This window comes from Sphingorhabdus buctiana (assembly GCF_042680825.1).
In the GTDB taxonomy this organism is placed as follows: domain Bacteria; phylum Pseudomonadota; class Alphaproteobacteria; order Sphingomonadales; family Sphingomonadaceae; genus Sphingorhabdus_B; species Sphingorhabdus_B buctiana.
Genome location: NZ_JBHUEL010000004.1, coordinates 259,548 through 276,656 on the forward strand (window position 1 = coordinate 259,548; position 17,109 = coordinate 276,656).

Below are 17,109 nucleotides of genomic sequence, written 5' to 3' on the forward strand. Positions count from 1 at the left end.
ATCTAATACAGAGATGAAGGGAGGCAAGTGATGTCCCAAATGTGCAATGAATGTTCGGCTGAAATCTCCGAAGGCATGAAGTTTTGCCCGAAATGCGGTGCGAAGACTCCTGAGAAGCTCTCGGAGGAAAGCATCGCCAACCAGGCGAAGCATTATGTTGGCGAAGCCGCTGACGAACTGTGGGGCGCGACCAAGGACGCCTATCACACCGGAAAGCATCTTGCCGATCAGGATACGGTGAAAAAAGTTGCAGGCGGCGCGGCGATCGGTGCTGCGGCCAGCATTCTGGCACCGATCGGCCTTGCAACCGGCGCAGTTATCGGTGCAGGCATCGTGGCCTATCGGCACGTGAACAAGAAAAAGAACCAAGAAAAAGAGAAATAATGCGCTGCCCTTTTTGCGGACATGATGACAGCCAGGTCAAAGACAGTCGCCCCACCGAGGATGGAGCTGCCATTCGCCGTCGGCGTCAGTGCGAAGGGTGCGGTGCGCGCTTCACGACTTTCGAGCGTATCCAGCTCCGCGAATTGACGGTTCTGAAAAGCGAAGGACGGCGTGAGCCATTCGAGCGCGAAAAGCTGGAGCGTTCGGTGGCCGTTGCCTGCCGCAAACGCCCGATTGACCAAACCCGGATCGACAAGCTCGTCTCCGGCATCCAGCGCCAACTGGAAACCTTGGGCGAAACCGAGATCGAATCTTCGCGTATTGGCCAATATGTGATGGATGGCCTCAAAGGCCTCGATACCGTCGCCTATATCCGCTTCGCCAGCGTCTATAAGGAATTTGAAGAAGCGAAGGATTTTGAGGATTTCGCGAGCAACGTCGCCGAAGCCGCCAAGAAGTGACCTCCGCACCCATTATCATCCTTGTGCGCCCGCAACTGGGCGAGAATATTGGCAAGGCGGCCCGCGCCATGCTGAACTTTGGCCTTACCGAGATGCGGATCGTGAATCCGCGCGACGGCTGGCCCAATCCTTCTGCTGGCCCTGCTGCATCCGGGGCGGACATCGTTCTTGAACGGGCGGAAGTGTTCGACACGCTTGCAGAGGCAACCGCAGACATCAGCCACATCTATGCGACGACTGTCCGCAAGCGTGGGGTCACCAAACCGGTGCTGACCCCCGAAGAAGCAGCCAACGGAATGCTGTCGGCACAGGGCCGATCCGCCATCTTGTTCGGCGCTGAACGTTCCGGGCTGGAAACCGACGAAGTAGCGGTGGCGCGGACCATCATCACCGTGCCCATCAATCCGGAATTCGGTTCACTCAACCTTGCGCAGGCGGTCATCCTCTGCGCTTATGAATGGTCGAAACACCAGAGTCTTGAAAGCCCGCCCAAAGTTGAACTTGATCCGCCCGCCCCGCAGGAGGAACTCGACGGAATGATTGGGCAGCTTTTCGGACTGTTGGAGGAGCGCGACTATTTCTTCCCGCCGGAACGCACCGGGGCCACGAAGCTCACTTTGCGCAACCTTTTGACCAAGCCGGGTTGGAACAGCCTTGAAATTCGTACGCTTCGCGGCGTGTTGAGCGCGTTCAAGGAACGCAAACGCTAATCAACCGCGCAGAGCGTCCCATCGGGCAAACTCGTAAGCAATCGAGCCTTCGACCAGCGTTTCCCACATATCAGAAACGACGTCCTGCGGGATCCGAAGTTCAAGCGCTGCTTTGCGTGCATTTGCAATGACCTGCGCTTTGCGAACTTCATCGCGCACCGTGTCGCGATCCTGTTTGATGCGGGCAGCGGCATCCATGTAGCCAAAACGCCGGGCAAGCAGCTGGACAATCTGCGCGTCAACATCATCCACACCGGCGCGGACTTCTGCCATATCGGCGCAATCAGCCGGATCTTTTACAGCATTGGGAGAATTTTTTAGTGTCATGCCCCGCGCCATTAGGATTACGGCGCCATTCTGTCGAGCCGATACTTGACTTTATCCACACTCCCCGCCATAGGCGCGCCTTCGCAATTGGCCCTGCACCCCGGTGAAGCAGTGGCCGCAAACCGCAAATTGGCGGTTTGGTGCGGTTCCGGGACCAAAAATGACAGCAAATTGAAAGGACTTTGACACATGTCGAAGCGTCAGAATTCGAAGTATAAAATTGACCGTCGTCTTGGCGAAAACATCTGGGGCCGTCCGAAATCGCCGGTAAACCGCCGCGAATATGGCCCGGGTCAGCACGGCCAGCGCCGCAAGGGCAAGCTTTCCGACTATGGTCTGCAGCTCCGCGCAAAGCAGAAGCTGAAGGGCTATTACGGCGACATCACCGAGAAGCAGTTCAAGCGCGCCTACCAGGAAGCTGACCGCATGAAGGGCGATACCTCGCAGAACCTGATTGGTCTGCTCGAGCGTCGTCTCGACATGGTCGTTTATCGCGCCAAGTTTGCACCGACCATCTTCGCTGCCCGCCAGATCGTCAGCCACGGCCACATCCGCGTCAACGGCGTGAAGTGCAACATCGCCAGCCGCCTGATCCAGCCCGGTGACGTCGTTAGCCTCGGCAACAAGGCCAAGGAAATGGCGCTCGTTATCGAAGCTCAGAGCCTGCCCGAGCGCGACATCCCTGATTATGTCAGCACCGATGGCAACGACAAGGTGACCTTCACCCGCGTCCCGACGCTGGACGAAGTGCCTTATCCGGTGAAGATGGAGCCCAATCTGGTCGTCGAATTCTATTCGCGTTAATCAGCGGTCCATCGCAAATGTTCGAAAGAGCGGCTTCGGCCGCTCTTTTTTTGTCTCCCGTCGATGGTCGTTCGTCGAATAGAGCGTCGATTCTGTGGTAATATTACAACATATTTTGGTCTATTAATTACAATTCCGCATAACATTCATTTGCGAGCAAGCTTTGCCTTCCTAGATCAGGAGCAGCCACTCAGGTGGTTTATCTCCCTTAAATCAAGGACATAAAAAATGAAAAAGCTTATCGTTCTCGCCGCAGCAGCTGCTGCCGTTATCGCAACCCCGGCCATGGCTGCCGGTGAAGGCCGCGTCGAAGGCCGTGCGGGTATTGCATGGGGTGGCGGTGCCGAAGACTTTATCGGCGGTGTTGCTGCCGGATATGACTTTGATCTTGGCGAAACCGTATTTGCCGGCCCTGAAGTTTCGTACGACACCGACTTCGAAGGCGCGGACCTCGTCAATGTCGGCGGCCGCCTGGGCGCCAAAGTTGGCGAAAAGGGCAAGCTCTATGTCGCCGCAGCCTATGACGTCGCCGATGGCGATGAATTCAATGCTGGTGCTGGCTATCAGCACAGCTTCACCGACAAAGTCTATGGCAAGGTTGAATATCGTCGTTACTTTTACGACGGCACCGATGCCAATGTTGCTGGCGTCGGTATCGGCCTGAAGTTCTGAGCGCCATAGCGCATGAAATTGGGGGCGGTTCCTGAATAGGGAGCCGCCCTTTTTCGTTTGAGCCGCCGCGCGCTGTCTGGCAGAAGCGCGGTCAATCAATATTGGAGAATATCATGCGCCTGTTGACGCTTGCCCTTGTTACTGCGCTCGCCCTTTCGGGCTGCAAGAAAATCGACGGAGCCGATGTGGCTGAAATGCCCGAAGTCAGCGTGCCCGACCTTTCGGAAGCAACGATGAAAGATGTCACGCGCATTTTGTCTTCCGACGAATATGAAGGACGTGCGCCGGGATCGGCAGGCGAAGAGAAAACCGTCGCGCTGATGATCGAAAAATTCAAGGCGGCTGGCCTTGAACCGGGCAACCCCTCCAGCACAAAAGACGGCGGCTGGACACAGGACGTCCCCCTCGTTGAAATCGCTGCGAAGAATTTCACTCCGCTGACCATCACTGGCAAGGATGGCAAAGCCATGAGCTTTGCCTATGGCGACCAGTTTGTCGCCGGCACCTATCAGGAGCAAGCCAAGATAGACATCAAGGATAGCGACGTCGTGTTTGTCGGCTACGGTATCAACGCCCCTGAAAAGGGCTGGAACGATTATGCCGGCGTGGATGTGAAGGGCAAGACGGTCCTCATCCTCGTCAACGATCCCGATTTCGACACCCCGGGTCTGGAAGGCCCCTTCGGCGGCAAGGCGATGACCTATTATGGCCGCTGGACCTACAAGTTTGAGGAGGCAGCCCGCCAGGGCGCAGCAGCTGCACTCATCGTCCACGATACCGCACCCGCAGCCTATGGCTGGAATGTGGTAAACTCAAGCTGGACCGGCCCACAATTCCTTGCCCAATCGAAAAATGGCGGTGCTGACCAGACAAAAGCCAATGGCTGGGTGCAGAAAGACGTTGCTGCGCAGATCATGGCTGCTGGCGGACAAGACCTTGCAAAGGCGATGGCCGCAGCAAAGAAGAAAGGCTTCAAGGCATTGCCGCTCAACCTCAAAGCGGGTGTGAGCTTTGAAAATGCAATCTCGAAGAAGAATAGCCGCAACATCGTAGGCGTTTTGAAAGGCGCCAAGCGGCCAGACGAATATGTCCTCTATACCGCGCATTGGGACCATCTGGGCCGCTGCACACCGGTTGACGGCGACGACATCTGCAATGGCGCAGTCGACAACGCCACTGGCACGGCAGCCCTTGTAGCACTTGCAGAGGCGCACAAGAAAGCCGGCGCGCCCGACCGCAGCATCGTTTTCCTTGCAGTAACCGCAGAGGAATCCGGCCTGCTAGGTTCAAAATATTACGCCGAAAACCCGATCTACCCACTCGCCAAGACCGTTGGCGGTGTGAACATGGATGCCTTTTCAATGACTGGCCCGGCCAAGAACCTCACCGTGATCGGAATGGGCAAGTCTGACCTCGACAGCTATTTGAACGCAGCCGCAAAGATTGAGGGCCGCACCCCCGATCGTGAGCCAACTCCGGAAAAAGGCTTCTATTATCGTTCTGACCATTTCAGCTTTGCCAAGCTGGGCGTACCGATGGTCTACTTCGAAGGTGGGGACGATCTGGTGAATGGCGGCAAGGAAGCAGCTGAAAAGGCAGCTAAAGATTATGAGGAAAACCGCTATCACGCGCCCGGTGATGAATTTGACGAAAGCTGGGACTGGTCAGGTGTCATGGCTGATCTACGCCTCTATTACCGCGTTGGCCGGATGCTTGCGATGACCACGGCTTGGCCGAACTGGGTTGAGGGTGACGAGTTCCGCGCCATTCGCGACAAGAGCCGGGCTGCAAAGTAAACCGGTCATGGCAATTCGAATGCTGCCCGAATGGGCACCGCACGAACGCGTCTGGATCGGCTTTCCCTCCGATGCGCAGGCTTGGGGTGAACCCTTGGCCAAAGCTCAGGAGCAGATTGCTGCATTCGCCAATGCCGTTCATGATGGTGGACAGGGCGAAACCGTCCACTTGATTGCCAAAGGCGCAGAGGCGGCAGCACGCGCCCGCGATCTTTGCGAAGCGGCGGTCATCGTCGAAGACCGGCTGATCGGGGATGTCTGGCTGCGCGATACCGGATGCATCATCGTCGGCAGTGGCCTTGCCCGCATCGCCCGCAATTTCGGGTTCAACGGATGGGGCAACCGCTTTGATTATCAGGGCGACCAGACGATCGGGCGTGAGCTTGCCGAAGCCAGCGGCTTTGCTGTCTCCGACTGCGACTGGGTGCTGGAAGGCGGTTCAATCGATGTCGATGGCGAAGGACTTGCGGTGACGACGGTTGATTGCCTGCTCAACCCCAATCGCAACCCTGCCCTTGACCGCAGCGCGATAGAGCAACGCCTCGCCCGCGATCTCGGCGTGGAACGGCTGTTGTGGCTGGGCGATGGGCTTGCCAACGACCATACCGATGGACATGTCGACAACCTCGCCCGCTTTGTCGGGCCTGGCCATCTGGTAATCCCGGAGGCACGGGATGCAGACGATCCCAATGCCGGAGTTTATGCCGATGCGCGGGCCCGGGCAGAAGAATTTGGTTGTCGGGTAACCACCCTACCCTCGGTCGGCCGCTTTGAGCAGGATGGGGAAGCTGTCCCCGCGAGCTATATGAACTTCTACATCGGCAACGCTGCCGTTGTGGTTCCAATCTATGGATCTCGCTATGATGACGAGGCGCTCGCAGCTCTGGAACCCTTGTTCCCGGGCCGCAAAATCGTCGGCATTCTGGCCGATGCGGTGCTTACCGGTGGCGGCAGTTTCCACTGCTCCAGCCAACAAGTGCCAAATTGACTGTATTCCCTTGTAAACAAAGCTGGCACATAAGGCGTTCAGTATAAAAACAGGAGAGCCCCCCGATGAAAATGAAGCTTTTTCTCTCGCTCGCCGTCGCTGCTGCGTCGATGCCTGCTTTCGCACAACATCATGGCCATCATGATGCAGCGCATGAAGCGCTGCACAAACAGCATAACGAAAAGATGGCCAAGATACTCGCCGATCCGTCGCGCGCCGAAGACAGCAAGCGCGACAAGTATCGCCATCCTGCCGAAACCTTCCAGTTTTTCCGCATTCATCCCGATAATGTCGTCGGTGAATATGCCCCTGGAGGCGAATGGATTTCGCGCATTCTGGGTCGTTATATGGAGCCGGGCAAGTTCAACGGCATCTATTTCAGCACAACCGTTTTCGCCGACGATGCCACACGCGAACGCGTGAAGGCAGGTGCAGCCTCATTCGCAGACGATGTGGCGAAAGTAACCGGACGCCCAGCCAGCGATTATCGCGGCTTCACCCTCGATGCAGCACCAGAGGGTTCAAAAGGCACCTTTGACCGCATTATCGTGATGCGCATGATGCACAATCTGATGCGCTGGAACATGGCGGATCAGGAAATCAAGCGTCTGCGTGACTTACTGAAGGATGATGGCCTGCTAGGCATCGAACAGCACCGTGCAAAAGCCGATGCGGCTTATAGCTATGCCGACGGCAGCAAAGGCTATCTGCGCGAAGCCGACGTCATCAAGTTCATGGAAGTGAACGGCTTCGAATTGGTCGCCAAGAGCGAGATCAACGCCAATCCGAAAGACACCGCAGACTATCCCGATGGTGTCTGGACTTTGCCGCCTGCGTTGCGCCTGAAAGAGGTCGACAAAGCCAAGTATGAGGCTATTGGCGAGAGTGATCGCATGACGTTGCTCTTCAAGAAACGGCCATAATACGCATGACCACGCGCGCCATCACCGTCGCCGCACTTCAATTGCCGCTCCGCGGCAGCGAGACGGAGAATATCGAAGCTGTTTCCGAATTGATTGAAGCGGCGGCGAATGATGGCGCGCAAATCATCCTTCCGCCTGAGCTGTTTTCCGGCCCTTATTTCTGCAAGACGCAGGAAGAAGCGCATTTTGCGCTTGCCCGCCCTACGCTTGAGCATCCCTCGGTACAGGCGATGGCAAAGCTGGCCAAAAAGCTGAAAGTCGCGATACCGACCAGCTTTTTCGAACGCGAGGGCTCGCATTTCTATAACACGATGGCGATGATCAATGCCGAAGGTGAAATCCTTGGCACCTACCGCAAAAGCCACATTCCAGATGGCCCCGGCTATCAGGAGAAATATTATTTCCGCCCGGGGAATAGCGGTTTCAAAGTCTGGGATGTTTTCGGCACACGCGTAGGCGTCGGCATCTGCTGGGATCAATGGTATCCGGAATGCGCGCGGGCCATGGCCCTGATGGGCGCAGAGATGCTGTTTTATCCAACGGCAATAGGTGCAGAGCCGCAGGACGACACGCTTGACACCCGTCATATGTGGCGACGGGCGATGGTCGGCCATGCGGTGTCAAACTGCATGCCTGTTATCGCGGCGAACCGCGTCGGCAGCGAAGATGACCATGGCGGCCCTGCCCAAAATTTCTATGGCACCAGTTTCATCGCCAATGAATGGGGCGATATCGTCTGCGACCTGGATGACAGCGAAACTGGAACGTTGGTTGCCAGTTTCGACCTTGATCAGGCACGCCTGCATCGTGCCAGCATGGGTTTCTTCCGCGATCGCCGGCCGCAACTTTACGGACGATTGGTGGAAGACCTCTGAGCCAGCATCTCTACCTGATTGCACTGGGATCAAACCAGTCGCACGCGCTGGCGGGAAGACCGCGATCGATCCTTGAGCAGGCTATTGAAGCGCTGGAAATGGAAGATATCGATGTCTTCGCACAGTCACGGATCATCGATTCTCTGCCATTGGGCCCGTCGCACCGCAAATATGCCAATGCAGCGGCGATAATCGCAACCGCACTTGAACCAGACGAGCTGTTGCAACGCCTGCTCATGATCGAACAGCATTTTGGACGTGACCGATTGGGACAGCGTTGGCGGGCCCGGCCGCTCGACCTCGACATCATCCTGTGGTCTGGCGGGATATGGGAATCGGCAATCCCGCCTTTGGCCATTCCGCATATTTCATTTCGGGAACGGGCATTCGTGCTTGGCCCAGCAGTCGAAATCGCCGGGCATTGGCGCGATCCGATCAGCAACCAGACTTTGCACCAACTTTTTCATCGCCTGAACCGCCCCAAGCCGCTTGACCGCCGCCAAGCAGCACATTAGGGGGAGCGCTCCTGAGTGCGCCGGACTGTCCGCGCCGCGATGGGCCCTTAGCTCAGTCGGTAGAGCAACTGACTTTTAATCAGTAGGTCGCTGGTTCGAATCCAGCAGGGCTCACCACCTTCCTTCCCGATTTTGCCTTCAGTGCACCCGCCTTGCGGGCAACAAGCGTTGCCGAAAAACTTACGCGTGTAGACTCAATTTAATTGCGCGATTAAATTTCATGGCTATTCTGGCGCTATCACGAAAGCAGACAGGATAACGGGAGAAGGACGTGAAGATCGATAGCAGTATCGCCGCGGTCGTTACCGGCGGCGCATCGGGCCTTGGTCGAGCCAGCGCAGAGGCACTTGCCGCGGCGGGCGCAAAGGTTGCCATTTTCGACATCAACGAGGCACAAGGCGAAGAGATCGCGGCCAAAATTGGCGGCATTTTCTGCAAGGTGGATATCACCAGCGAAGAGAGTGTTGTCGCAGGCTTTGAAAAGGCGCGCGCTGCACATGGGCAGGAACGCATCCTCGTCCACTGCGCGATGACATCCAAGCGCGGCAAGACGCTGTCCTTCGACAAGACTACCGGAAAATATAAGCGCACCCCGACCGAGGATTATGCCTTTGGCGTCGAAGGCATCCTTGTCGCCTCCTATCGCCTCGCCTCCTTGTCGGCACTCGGCATGAGCGAACTCGAACCGATGGAAGATGGCGAGCGCGGCTGCATCACTTTGACCGCATCGGTCGCGGCGCAGGATGCGCAGATCGGCCAGGTCATCTACGGCTCGGCGAAGGCCGGTGTGAATGGCCTCGTCCTGCCGCTGGCGCGTGACTTGATGGACCTTGGCATCCGTTGCAACTCGATCATGCCCGGCATTTTCGCAACGCCACTGATGCTCGGTGCGCCGCAAAATGTGCTCGACAGCCTCGCCGCATCAGTGCCCTTCCCCAAGCGCCTCGGCAAGCCGGAGGAATTTGGCAGCCTAGTGCTCGAACTCAATCGTAACACCTATTTCAACGGCCAGTGCCTACGCCTCGACGGGGCAATTCGGATGGCCCCCCGCTAATTTACACTGAAAGGATAATCCCATGGCAGAAGCCTATATCATTGACGCCGTCCGCACCCCGCGCGGGGTTGGTAAGCCCGGCAAGGGTGCCTTGTCGCACCTGCATCCGCAGCATCTCGCTGCAACCGTGCTCAAGGCGATCAAGGATCGCAACAATCTCGACACCTCTACCGTCGATGACATCATCTGGTCGACATCCAGCCAGAATGGCAAGCAGGGCGGCGACATGGGCCGCATGGCGGCCCTGGCTGCCGGCTATGACATTTCGGCATCGGGCACCACGCTTGACCGTTTCTGCGGCGGCGGCATCACTTCGGTGAACCTTGCGGCGGCAACCGTGATGTCGGGCATGGAAGATTGCGTGATCGCGGGCGGCACCGAAATGATGAGCTTCACCGCGGCCTATGGTGCCGAACTTGCCAATGCCGGCATCAAGCCGCTTGGCATGGGTTCGGGTAATGCCGCGCTCGATGCCATGCACCCGCAGAGCCACCAGGGCGTCTGCGGCGATGCCATCGCCAGCATGGAAGGCATCACCCGCGAAGAGCTCGACGCGCTTGCGCTTTCGAGCCAGGAAAAGGCAGCCCGCGCCATTCGCGAAGGCCGTTTCGACCGTTCGGTCGTCACCGTTTACAACGAAGATGGCACCGTCGCGCTCGACCATGAAGAATTCCCGCGCCCCGAAACCACCGCTGAAGGCCTCGCTTCATTGAAGCCGAGCTTTGCAGGCATGGCCGATTTCGACCTCGGTGGCGGCAACACTTTCCGCAAGCAGATCAACCGCCGCTACCCCGATCTGAAGATCGAGCATTTCCACCATGCCGGCAACAGCTCGGGCGTGGTCGATGGCGCGGCTGCACTGCTGATCACTTCGAAGGAATATGCAGACAAGAACGGTCTGAAACCGCGCGGTCGCATCGTCGCCTATGCCAATATCGGCGATTGCCCGACACTGATGCTCAACGCCCCGGTTCCGGCTGCAAAGAAGGTGCTCGAAAAGGCTGGCCTTAAGAAGGACGATATCGACGTCTGGGAAATCAACGAAGCTTTTGCCGTCGTCGCTGAAAAGTTCATCCGCGACCTCAATCTCGATCGCGACAAGGTGAACATCAATGGCGGCGCTTGCGCACTCGGTCACCCGATCGGCGCCACCGGTTCGATCCTGATCGGGACGGCGCTTGACGAACTTGAGCGTTCGGGCGGCCGTTATGGTCTGATCACCATGTGCGCCGCGGGCGGCATGGCCCCGGCGGTTATCATCGAACGGATCTAAGTCTTAAAAAGGGGGCGGCCATTCATTGGCCGCCCTTTTTACAGCGTCTTGATGATCGCCGAGAAGTCGAGACCGCCCTGTCCGGCCTTTTCAAAGGCTTCGTAGAGCGCAGCCGCTTTCGCACCCATGGGTACATCGGCATCGACCGAGGCCGCAGCCTCCATCGCCAGTTTCAGATCCTTCAGCATCAATGCGGTGGCAAAGCCGCCCTGATAGCCATTGTCTGCAGGCGATTGCGGGCCGACGCCCGGGACGGGGCAATAGCTCGTCATCGACCAGTTCTGGCCCGATGCCTTGGACGAGATGTCGTAAAAGGTCTGGAGGTCGAGGCCGAGTTTGTCGGCAAGCATGAACGCCTCACAGGTCGCGATCATCGATGCGCCAAGCAGCATATTGTTGCAGATCTTCGCCGCCTGCCCTGCGCCTGATGCGCCCGCATGGATCACCGCCTTGCCCATCGCGGCAAGGATCGGCTCAGCGCGCGCAAAGGCGCTGTCGCTGCCGCCGACCATGAAGGTCAGTGTGCCGCCATTGGCCGCAGCAATGCCGCCCGATACCGGCGCATCGACCATTTCATAGCCGGCTGCAGTCGCATCTGCGGTTACCTTGCGTGCGGTGGCAACATCGATGGTCGAACAATCAAGCAGGATCGCGCCCTTGGGTGCATGACCGATGACATCGCCTTCATAGACGGTATCGACGATCTTGCCATTGGGCAGCATCGAGACAACGGCCTCGGCATCGGCCACCGCATCGCGCACGTTGGTAAAGGTCGCGCAGCCATTGTCCTTGGCGCGCGCCAGTGCCTCGGCCGACAGGTCGAACGCGTTGACCTGATGTCCTGCTTTCACAAGGTTCGCGGCCATCCCGCCGCCCATATTGCCGAGACCGATAAAGGCTATTTTCATTGGCGTAACAAATCCCTTCCGACGATCATCCGCATTACCTGGTTGGTACCTTCGAGGATCGAGTGGACGCGCAGGTCGCGCCAGAAACGCTCGATCGGATAGTCGCGCAAATAGCCATAGCCGCCAAAGAGCTGCAGCGCCTTGTTCACCACCTCGCTGCCATTGTCGGTCGCAAGGCGTTTGGCCATGGCGGAGAAGCGGCTCTTGTCGGGCGCATTGGCGTTCACCTTGCACGCCGCCATATAGAGCAGCGCGCGCGCCGCCTCGAGGTCGGTCGCCATATCAGCGAGCATGAACTGGGTGTTCTGGAAATCGGCCACCGGCTGGCCAAATTGCTGGCGTTCCTTGGTATATTTGACCGCCTCGTCGAGGCAACGCTGCGCGCCGCCCAATGAGCAGGCGCCGATATTCAAACGCCCGCCATCAAGCCCCGCCATTGCAAAGCGGAAGCCATCACCCTCTGCGCCAACACGGTTGGCAACGGGCACGCGGCAATCCTCGAAGATCACCTGCGCGGTGGGCGATGCATTCCAGCCGAGCTTCTTCTCCGGCGCGCCAAAGCTGAGGCCCGGCGTATCCTTGTCAACGACAAGGCAAGTGATGCCCTTCGCCTTCTCATCGCCGGTGCGCACCATCACGACATAAATGTCATTATAGCCCGCGCCCGAAATGAACTGCTTGGTGCCGTTCAAGACATAATGGTCACCATCCAGCCGCGCGCTGGTCTTGAGCGCGGCTGCATCCGAACCCGAACCGGGTTCGGTCAAACAATAGCTGGCGATCTTCTCCATGCTGACCAGATCGGGAAGGTAGCGCGCCTTAAGCTCTGCCGAGCCGAAGCTGTCGATCATCCAGGCCGACATATTATGAATCGAAATGAAAGCGCTGGTCGCCGGACAGCCATAGGCCATCGCCTCCATGATCAGTGCGGCTTCTAGGCGTCCAAGGCCAATCCCGCCATTTTCTTCCGAGATATAGATTGCGCCAAAGCCAAGCTCGCCAGCAGCCTTCCAGACATCGACCGGATAATGGCTTTTCTCGTCCCATTCGCTCGCAAAGGGCGTGATGCGATCGGCGGTGAACTTGCGCGCCATATCCTGGATGGCTAGCTGGTCCTCTGTAAGGTCAAACTGGGTGGTCATCGCTTACCCCATGGTTGGAATGATGAAGGCGTTCGACCCATCGCCGCCGCCATCGGGCCAGCGAGCGGTGACTTTCTTCACCTTGGTCCAGAACTTGATCCCTTCCATGCCATATTGGTCGGTGTCGCCAAAGCCCGAGCGCTTCCAGCCGCCAAAGCTGTGATAGGCAACCGGTACCGGGATTGGCACGTTGATGCCGACCATGCCGACATTGACGCGCGACGCAAATTCGCGCGCGGCGTGGCCGTTGCGGGTGAAGATCGCGACGCCATTTCCATATTGGTGCTTGCTGGGAAGGCTCAATGCCTCCTCAAAATCCTTGGCGCGTACCATCTGCAGCACGGGTCCGAAGATCTCTTCCTTATAGCTTTCCATGTCGGTGGTGACATGGTCGAACAGGGTTGGGCCGATAAAATAGCCTTCTTCATGCCCTTGCAGCTTGAAGCCGCGCCCGTCGATGACAAGCTCTGCACCTTCATCGGCGCATTTCTGGATCCAGCCTTCAACCTTCGCCTTGTGCTGCGCGGTGACGACCGGGCCATAATGTGCCTCATTGTCGGTCGAGATGCCGATCTTCAGCGCGTGGATCGCCGGGATCAGCTTTTCCTTCAGCCGCTCGGCGGTATCATTACCCACCGGAACGACGACCGGAAGCGCCATGCAGCGTTCACCCGCCGAGCCAAAGGCCGCGCCGGTCAGATCATTCACAACCTGGTCGAGATCGGCATCGGGCATCACGATCCCATGGTTCTTCGCCCCGCCCATCGCCTGCACGCGTTTGCCCGCAGCAACACCGCGGTTGTAGACATAATGGGCGATGTCGGACGAGCCGACAAAGCTGACCGCGCTGATCGCGGGATGATCCAAAATCGCGTCGACCATTTCCTTGTCGCCATGGACGACCTGGAAAATCCCCTCGGGCATTCCGGCTTCGAGGAACAGCTGTGCAATGCGATTGGGTACGCTGGGATCGCGCTCCGATGGCTTGAGGATGAAGGCATTGCCGACGCTGGTGGCGACCGCGCCCATCCAGAGCGGGATCATCGCCGGGAAGTTGAACGGCGTGATGCCCGCACCAATCCCCAATGGCTGGCGCATTGAATAGACGTCGATGCCCGGACCCGCGCCCTGCGTATATTCGCCCTTCAGCACATGCGGCAGGCCGCAGCAGAATTCGACAACCTCCAGCCCGCGCTGGATATCGCCCTTGCTGTCGGCAATCACCTTGCCATGCTCGGCCGAGAGCAGGTGCGCGAGCTCGTCCATATGCTTTTCGATCAGCGCCTTGAAATCGAACATCACGCGCGACCGGCGCTGCGGGTTCATCGCTGCCCATGCCGGCTGTGCCGCCTGCGCAGCCGCAACCGCCTGGTCGAGCACTGCCTTGTCGCCTAGCGCTACACGCCCCTGCACACCGCCATTATTGGGGTCCATGATATCGCTGAACCGCGAAGCCGCAGGCGCACCGCCCACCAGGAAATGATCTATCTGACGCATATCGTCTCTCTTCTCATTAGACTCGTTGCAGCCGCCTTAGTGCAATTGCCCTTGGCGCCAAAGCGGTAGTATCAATTATGCCGTCACAAGGTCTTTCAACGGCACCGTCGCGTCGGCCAGTTGTTGGGCGAGAATGGCGGCACCGGCTTCGACCAGCTTGCGTCCTTGGACATAATCTTTGATCATGTTCACGCAATCGAGCGCGATGACTTTGCCATCCTTCAGGTAAATCACCGAAAAACTGCGCGTTGCCGGATCACCACGAAGCACGGTTGCGTCATGTCCGCTCGACAGGCCGACAGTCTGCAATTTCAGGTCATATTGGTTCGACCAGAACCATGGCGTCGCCTTGTAGGGCTGAGCGTCTGCGCCGCAAATCGTCTTCGCGGCGACAGTTGCCTGGTCATTGGCATTTTGCACCGATTCCAGCCGGATTGTCGCGCCACCCGCAAAGGCGTTCGCATGCGCAGCGCAATCACCGATCGCGTAAATATCGGGCAGACTGGTGCGGCAAAATTCGTCAACTTCAACACCATTGCCGCCCTTAGCCCCCGCCGCGAGCAATGGTTCGACCGCAGGGATGATGCCGATACCGACAATCACCATCTGCGCAGGAATGACGCTGCCATCGGCAAGCCGCACGCCGCTCACTTTCTCATTTGCGCCTTCCAAGGCCTCAATCGCCACATTGGTGCGCAAATCGACGCCATGCGCGCGATGCTCGGCTTCGTAAAAGGCCGATAGTTCGGGGCCAGCTACGCGCGCGAGCACACGTGGCAGGGCTTCAAGGAGCACCACCTTTTTGCCGAGCTTGGTGAGCACCGCCGCAGCTTCCAGTCCGATATATCCGCCACCAATCACCGCGACCTGATCAACGTCGCCCAGTTCGGCCATTATGGCGTCGGCGTCAGCACGGTTGCGCACGCAATGAACGCCTTTGAGATCACCGCCCGGCAGCGGCAATCGCCGTGGATCGCCGCCCGCAGCCCAAATCAAGGATGCATAGGAACGCGTTGAACCGTCATCGAGCGTGACCGACTTCGCCGCAGGATCGACAGCCTCGACCGAATGGCCAAGCAACAGTTCAACCTGCTTTTCTTCCCAAAAGGCGCGCGGGCGGATGTAGATGCGCTCAAACTCCTTCTCGCCCGCCATATATTCCTTGGAAAGCGGCGGGCGTTCATAAGGCGGCTCATCCTCACGCCCGATGATCGTCACGGGCCCGGAATAGCCATTTTGCCGCAAAGCGATGGCCGCTTGTGCACCGCCATGGCCGCCACCAACTATGATTACGCCTGCATCCTGCCCCGTCATTTTACCCTCATTTGAAATCTGGAATTATTCCGGCTTTTTGCGCTGCAGTCCGGATCGTTTGCAGGTGGCGACGATGTCCCCCCGCTGGTTAAACGCTTCGTGCAGGAACGTGACGATCCCCGCATCAGGACGTGAACGCGATTCCCGCAACTCGATGACCGTCGTCTTGATGTTCAGCGTGTCGCCTATGAAGACCGGCTTGGGAAAGCGAACCTCGTCCCAGCCCAGATTGGCGACCGCTGTACCCAATGTGGTGTCGCCAACCGAAATCCCGACCATCAGACCCAATGTAAAGCAGCTGTTGACGATCCGCTGCCCATATTCGGTGCCTTTCATATATTCTTCGTCGAGGTGGAGCTGCGCCGGATTGTGGGTCATCGCGCTGAACAACAGATTGTCCGCCTCGGTCACCGTGCGCCGGATAGGGTGATCGAATGTCTGACCGACGCTCAATTCGTCGAACCAAAGTCCTGCCATGGAACGGGCTCCCTTCTCGCTGCGCCGAAACCACAAAGTGGCGGTTTATGCCAGTGCTAAAAACCGGGCGCGTCTATTCATCAACCTGCGCCAGCAATTGCTGCGCGCGCGACAGGAAGGGCCGATCGAGCATGCCACCCTTCCAGCCGATGGTGCCGACACCTGGATTGGCGGCGAACAGCGCAACAATTTCGCGTGCTTCGGCAATTTCCTCGGCACTCGGGGTAAAGGCTGCGTTGATCACGTCGACCTGCGCCGGATGTATCGCCAGCATGCCGCGATAACCATCGCGTCGCACCTTTTCGGCGCGCACGCGCAGCGCATCCAGATCCTTGAAATCCGCACAAATCGTCTCGATGGCGGGAACACCTGCCGTCGCCGCGCCCAGCAAAGTCAGGCTGCGCGCCATTTCATAGGTGAAGCTATAACTGCCATCGGCATTGCGGTTTGAATTCGCACCGACCGAGTCCGCGAGGTCTTCGGCTCCCCAAGTGAGTGCTGCCAGACGCGGCGCCCCTTTGTAATCACCGGTGTGAAACATCGCTTCTGCCGTTTCGGTTGCTAGAACGATGACAGGTGTCGCGCCCCGTTCGAGCCCGTGCGCTGCCTCAAAAGCCGTCAGGTAGTGGTCAAGCAGATCGACATCCTGCCGGCCATTGGCTTTGGGAAGCATGATGCCGCCCGGATTGGCTGGCATGATCGCGACCAGATCGTCGAGTGTATGCGGACCATCGAGCGGATTTACCCGAACCCAAATTCGTGCGCGGGATGCAGCATTGACGTCCAGGAATTCATGTACCAGCTTGCGCGCCGATGGCTTGTTCTCGGTCGCAACCGCATCTTCAAGATCGAGCAGTACGATATCTGCCGGACCTTCAAGCGCCTTTGCCATTTTGCGTTCGCTGTCACCCGGGGCGAAAAGCCAAGACCGCATTTTCATATTTGCCACTCCGCGTCCCTATAAGGTGCTGAACCGTCTCTGGCCCCTA

Annotated in this window: 19 protein-coding genes and 1 tRNA gene; 13 read left to right on the forward strand and 7 right to left on the reverse strand. The window is 58.2% G+C overall.

The features are described from left to right. The first annotated feature begins 30 nt into the window (after window positions 1–30). The 3 genes from ACFSAG_RS06385 to ACFSAG_RS06395 are packed head-to-tail and all read left to right on the forward strand — an operon-like array spanning window position 31 to window position 1,555. A complete protein-coding gene (locus ACFSAG_RS06385; protein WP_374611518.1) occupies window positions 31–384 on the forward strand; it encodes a zinc ribbon domain-containing protein in 354 nt (117 codons plus the stop codon). Then, window positions 384–845 carry a transcriptional regulator NrdR gene (gene nrdR / locus ACFSAG_RS06390; protein ID WP_381512599.1) on the forward strand — a complete coding sequence of 154 codons (462 nt, stop codon included), beginning with the start codon at window positions 384–386 and terminating at the stop codon, window positions 843–845. Before ACFSAG_RS06385 ends, nrdR begins: the two co-directional genes overlap by 1 nt. Further along, window positions 842–1,555, forward strand: coding sequence for an RNA methyltransferase (locus ACFSAG_RS06395; protein ID WP_381512602.1), 714 nt, complete (start codon window positions 842–844; stop codon window positions 1,553–1,555). Before nrdR ends, ACFSAG_RS06395 begins: the two co-directional genes overlap by 4 nt. Here the strand turns inward: ACFSAG_RS06395 and ACFSAG_RS06400 are convergent, their stop codons facing one another. Continuing rightward, window positions 1,556–1,828, reverse strand: a complete 273-nt coding sequence (locus ACFSAG_RS06400) for a chorismate mutase (RefSeq protein WP_381512605.1) — start codon at window positions 1,826–1,828, stop codon at window positions 1,556–1,558. Between the two features lie 243 nt (window positions 1,829–2,071). Between ACFSAG_RS06400 and rpsD the strand changes: the two genes are divergently transcribed. From rpsD to ACFSAG_RS06450, 10 genes are all read left to right on the forward strand, one after another. Beyond that, entirely contained in the window at window positions 2,072–2,686 is a 615-nt protein-coding gene (gene rpsD / locus ACFSAG_RS06405) for a 30S ribosomal protein S4 (protein WP_374611526.1), read from the forward strand. A gap of 228 nt (window positions 2,687–2,914) precedes the next feature. Then, entirely contained in the window at window positions 2,915–3,358 is a 444-nt protein-coding gene (locus ACFSAG_RS06410; RefSeq protein WP_381512608.1) for a hypothetical protein, read from the forward strand. Window positions 3,359–3,471: 113 nt separating this feature from the next. Beyond that, window positions 3,472–5,154 (forward strand): M28 family metallopeptidase, encoded by a 1,683-nt coding sequence (locus ACFSAG_RS06415; protein WP_381512610.1) that lies wholly within the window; start codon window positions 3,472–3,474, stop codon window positions 5,152–5,154. A gap of 7 nt (window positions 5,155–5,161) precedes the next feature. After that, complete coding sequence (locus ACFSAG_RS06420) at window positions 5,162–6,142, forward strand: agmatine deiminase family protein (protein ID WP_381512612.1); 981 nt, start codon at window positions 5,162–5,164, stop codon at window positions 6,140–6,142. 65 nt (window positions 6,143–6,207) lie between these two features. Beyond that, window positions 6,208–7,065, forward strand: a complete 858-nt coding sequence (locus ACFSAG_RS06425; protein ID WP_381512615.1) for a class I SAM-dependent methyltransferase — start codon at window positions 6,208–6,210, stop codon at window positions 7,063–7,065. Between the two features lie 5 nt (window positions 7,066–7,070). Continuing rightward, entirely contained in the window at window positions 7,071–7,940 is an 870-nt protein-coding gene (aguB, locus tag ACFSAG_RS06430; RefSeq protein ID WP_381512616.1) for an N-carbamoylputrescine amidase, read from the forward strand. 47 nt (window positions 7,941–7,987) lie between these two features. Next, on the forward strand, window positions 7,988–8,455 hold the full coding sequence (gene folK / locus ACFSAG_RS06435) for a 2-amino-4-hydroxy-6-hydroxymethyldihydropteridine diphosphokinase (protein ID WP_381512834.1): 468 nt from the start codon (window positions 7,988–7,990) through the stop codon (window positions 8,453–8,455). A gap of 41 nt (window positions 8,456–8,496) precedes the next feature. After that, window positions 8,497–8,572 (forward strand) — tRNA-Lys (locus ACFSAG_RS06440). A 154-nt stretch (window positions 8,573–8,726) separates the two neighbouring features. Next, on the forward strand, window positions 8,727–9,509 hold the full coding sequence (locus tag ACFSAG_RS06445; protein WP_374611537.1) for an SDR family oxidoreductase: 783 nt from the start codon (window positions 8,727–8,729) through the stop codon (window positions 9,507–9,509). 22 nt (window positions 9,510–9,531) lie between these two features. Continuing rightward, window positions 9,532–10,782: an acetyl-CoA C-acetyltransferase gene (locus tag ACFSAG_RS06450; RefSeq protein ID WP_381512619.1), complete on the forward strand. Its 1,251-nt coding sequence runs from the start codon at window positions 9,532–9,534 to the stop codon at window positions 10,780–10,782. A 38-nt stretch (window positions 10,783–10,820) separates the two neighbouring features. Here the strand turns inward: ACFSAG_RS06450 and mmsB are convergent, their stop codons facing one another. The 6 genes from mmsB to ACFSAG_RS06480 all read right to left on the reverse strand — a co-directional run bounded on the left by mmsB (window position 10,821) and on the right by ACFSAG_RS06480 (window position 17,060). Continuing rightward, window positions 10,821–11,690 carry a 3-hydroxyisobutyrate dehydrogenase gene (gene mmsB / locus ACFSAG_RS06455; protein WP_381512622.1) on the reverse strand — a complete coding sequence of 290 codons (870 nt, stop codon included), beginning with the start codon at window positions 11,688–11,690 and terminating at the stop codon, window positions 10,821–10,823. Next, entirely contained in the window at window positions 11,687–12,832 is a 1,146-nt protein-coding gene (locus tag ACFSAG_RS06460) for an acyl-CoA dehydrogenase family protein (RefSeq protein WP_381512625.1), read from the reverse strand. The genes mmsB and ACFSAG_RS06460 overlap by 4 nt, the downstream gene beginning before the upstream one ends. A 3-nt stretch (window positions 12,833–12,835) precedes the next feature. Beyond that, the gene (locus tag ACFSAG_RS06465; RefSeq protein WP_381512627.1) at window positions 12,836–14,329 is read right to left on the reverse strand and encodes a CoA-acylating methylmalonate-semialdehyde dehydrogenase; all 1,494 of its coding nucleotides are present in this window, start codon (window positions 14,327–14,329) and stop codon (window positions 12,836–12,838) included. Window positions 14,330–14,404: 75 nt separating this feature from the next. Beyond that, window positions 14,405–15,643, reverse strand: a complete 1,239-nt coding sequence (locus ACFSAG_RS06470) for an NAD(P)/FAD-dependent oxidoreductase (RefSeq protein WP_381512629.1) — start codon at window positions 15,641–15,643, stop codon at window positions 14,405–14,407. 24 nt (window positions 15,644–15,667) lie between these two features. Beyond that, window positions 15,668–16,120, reverse strand: coding sequence for a MaoC family dehydratase (locus ACFSAG_RS06475; protein WP_381512632.1), 453 nt, complete (start codon window positions 16,118–16,120; stop codon window positions 15,668–15,670). A 73-nt stretch (window positions 16,121–16,193) separates the two neighbouring features. Beyond that, entirely contained in the window at window positions 16,194–17,060 is an 867-nt protein-coding gene (locus tag ACFSAG_RS06480) for an HpcH/HpaI aldolase/citrate lyase family protein (RefSeq protein ID WP_381512634.1), read from the reverse strand. Between the last annotated feature and the right edge of the window lie 49 nt (window positions 17,061–17,109).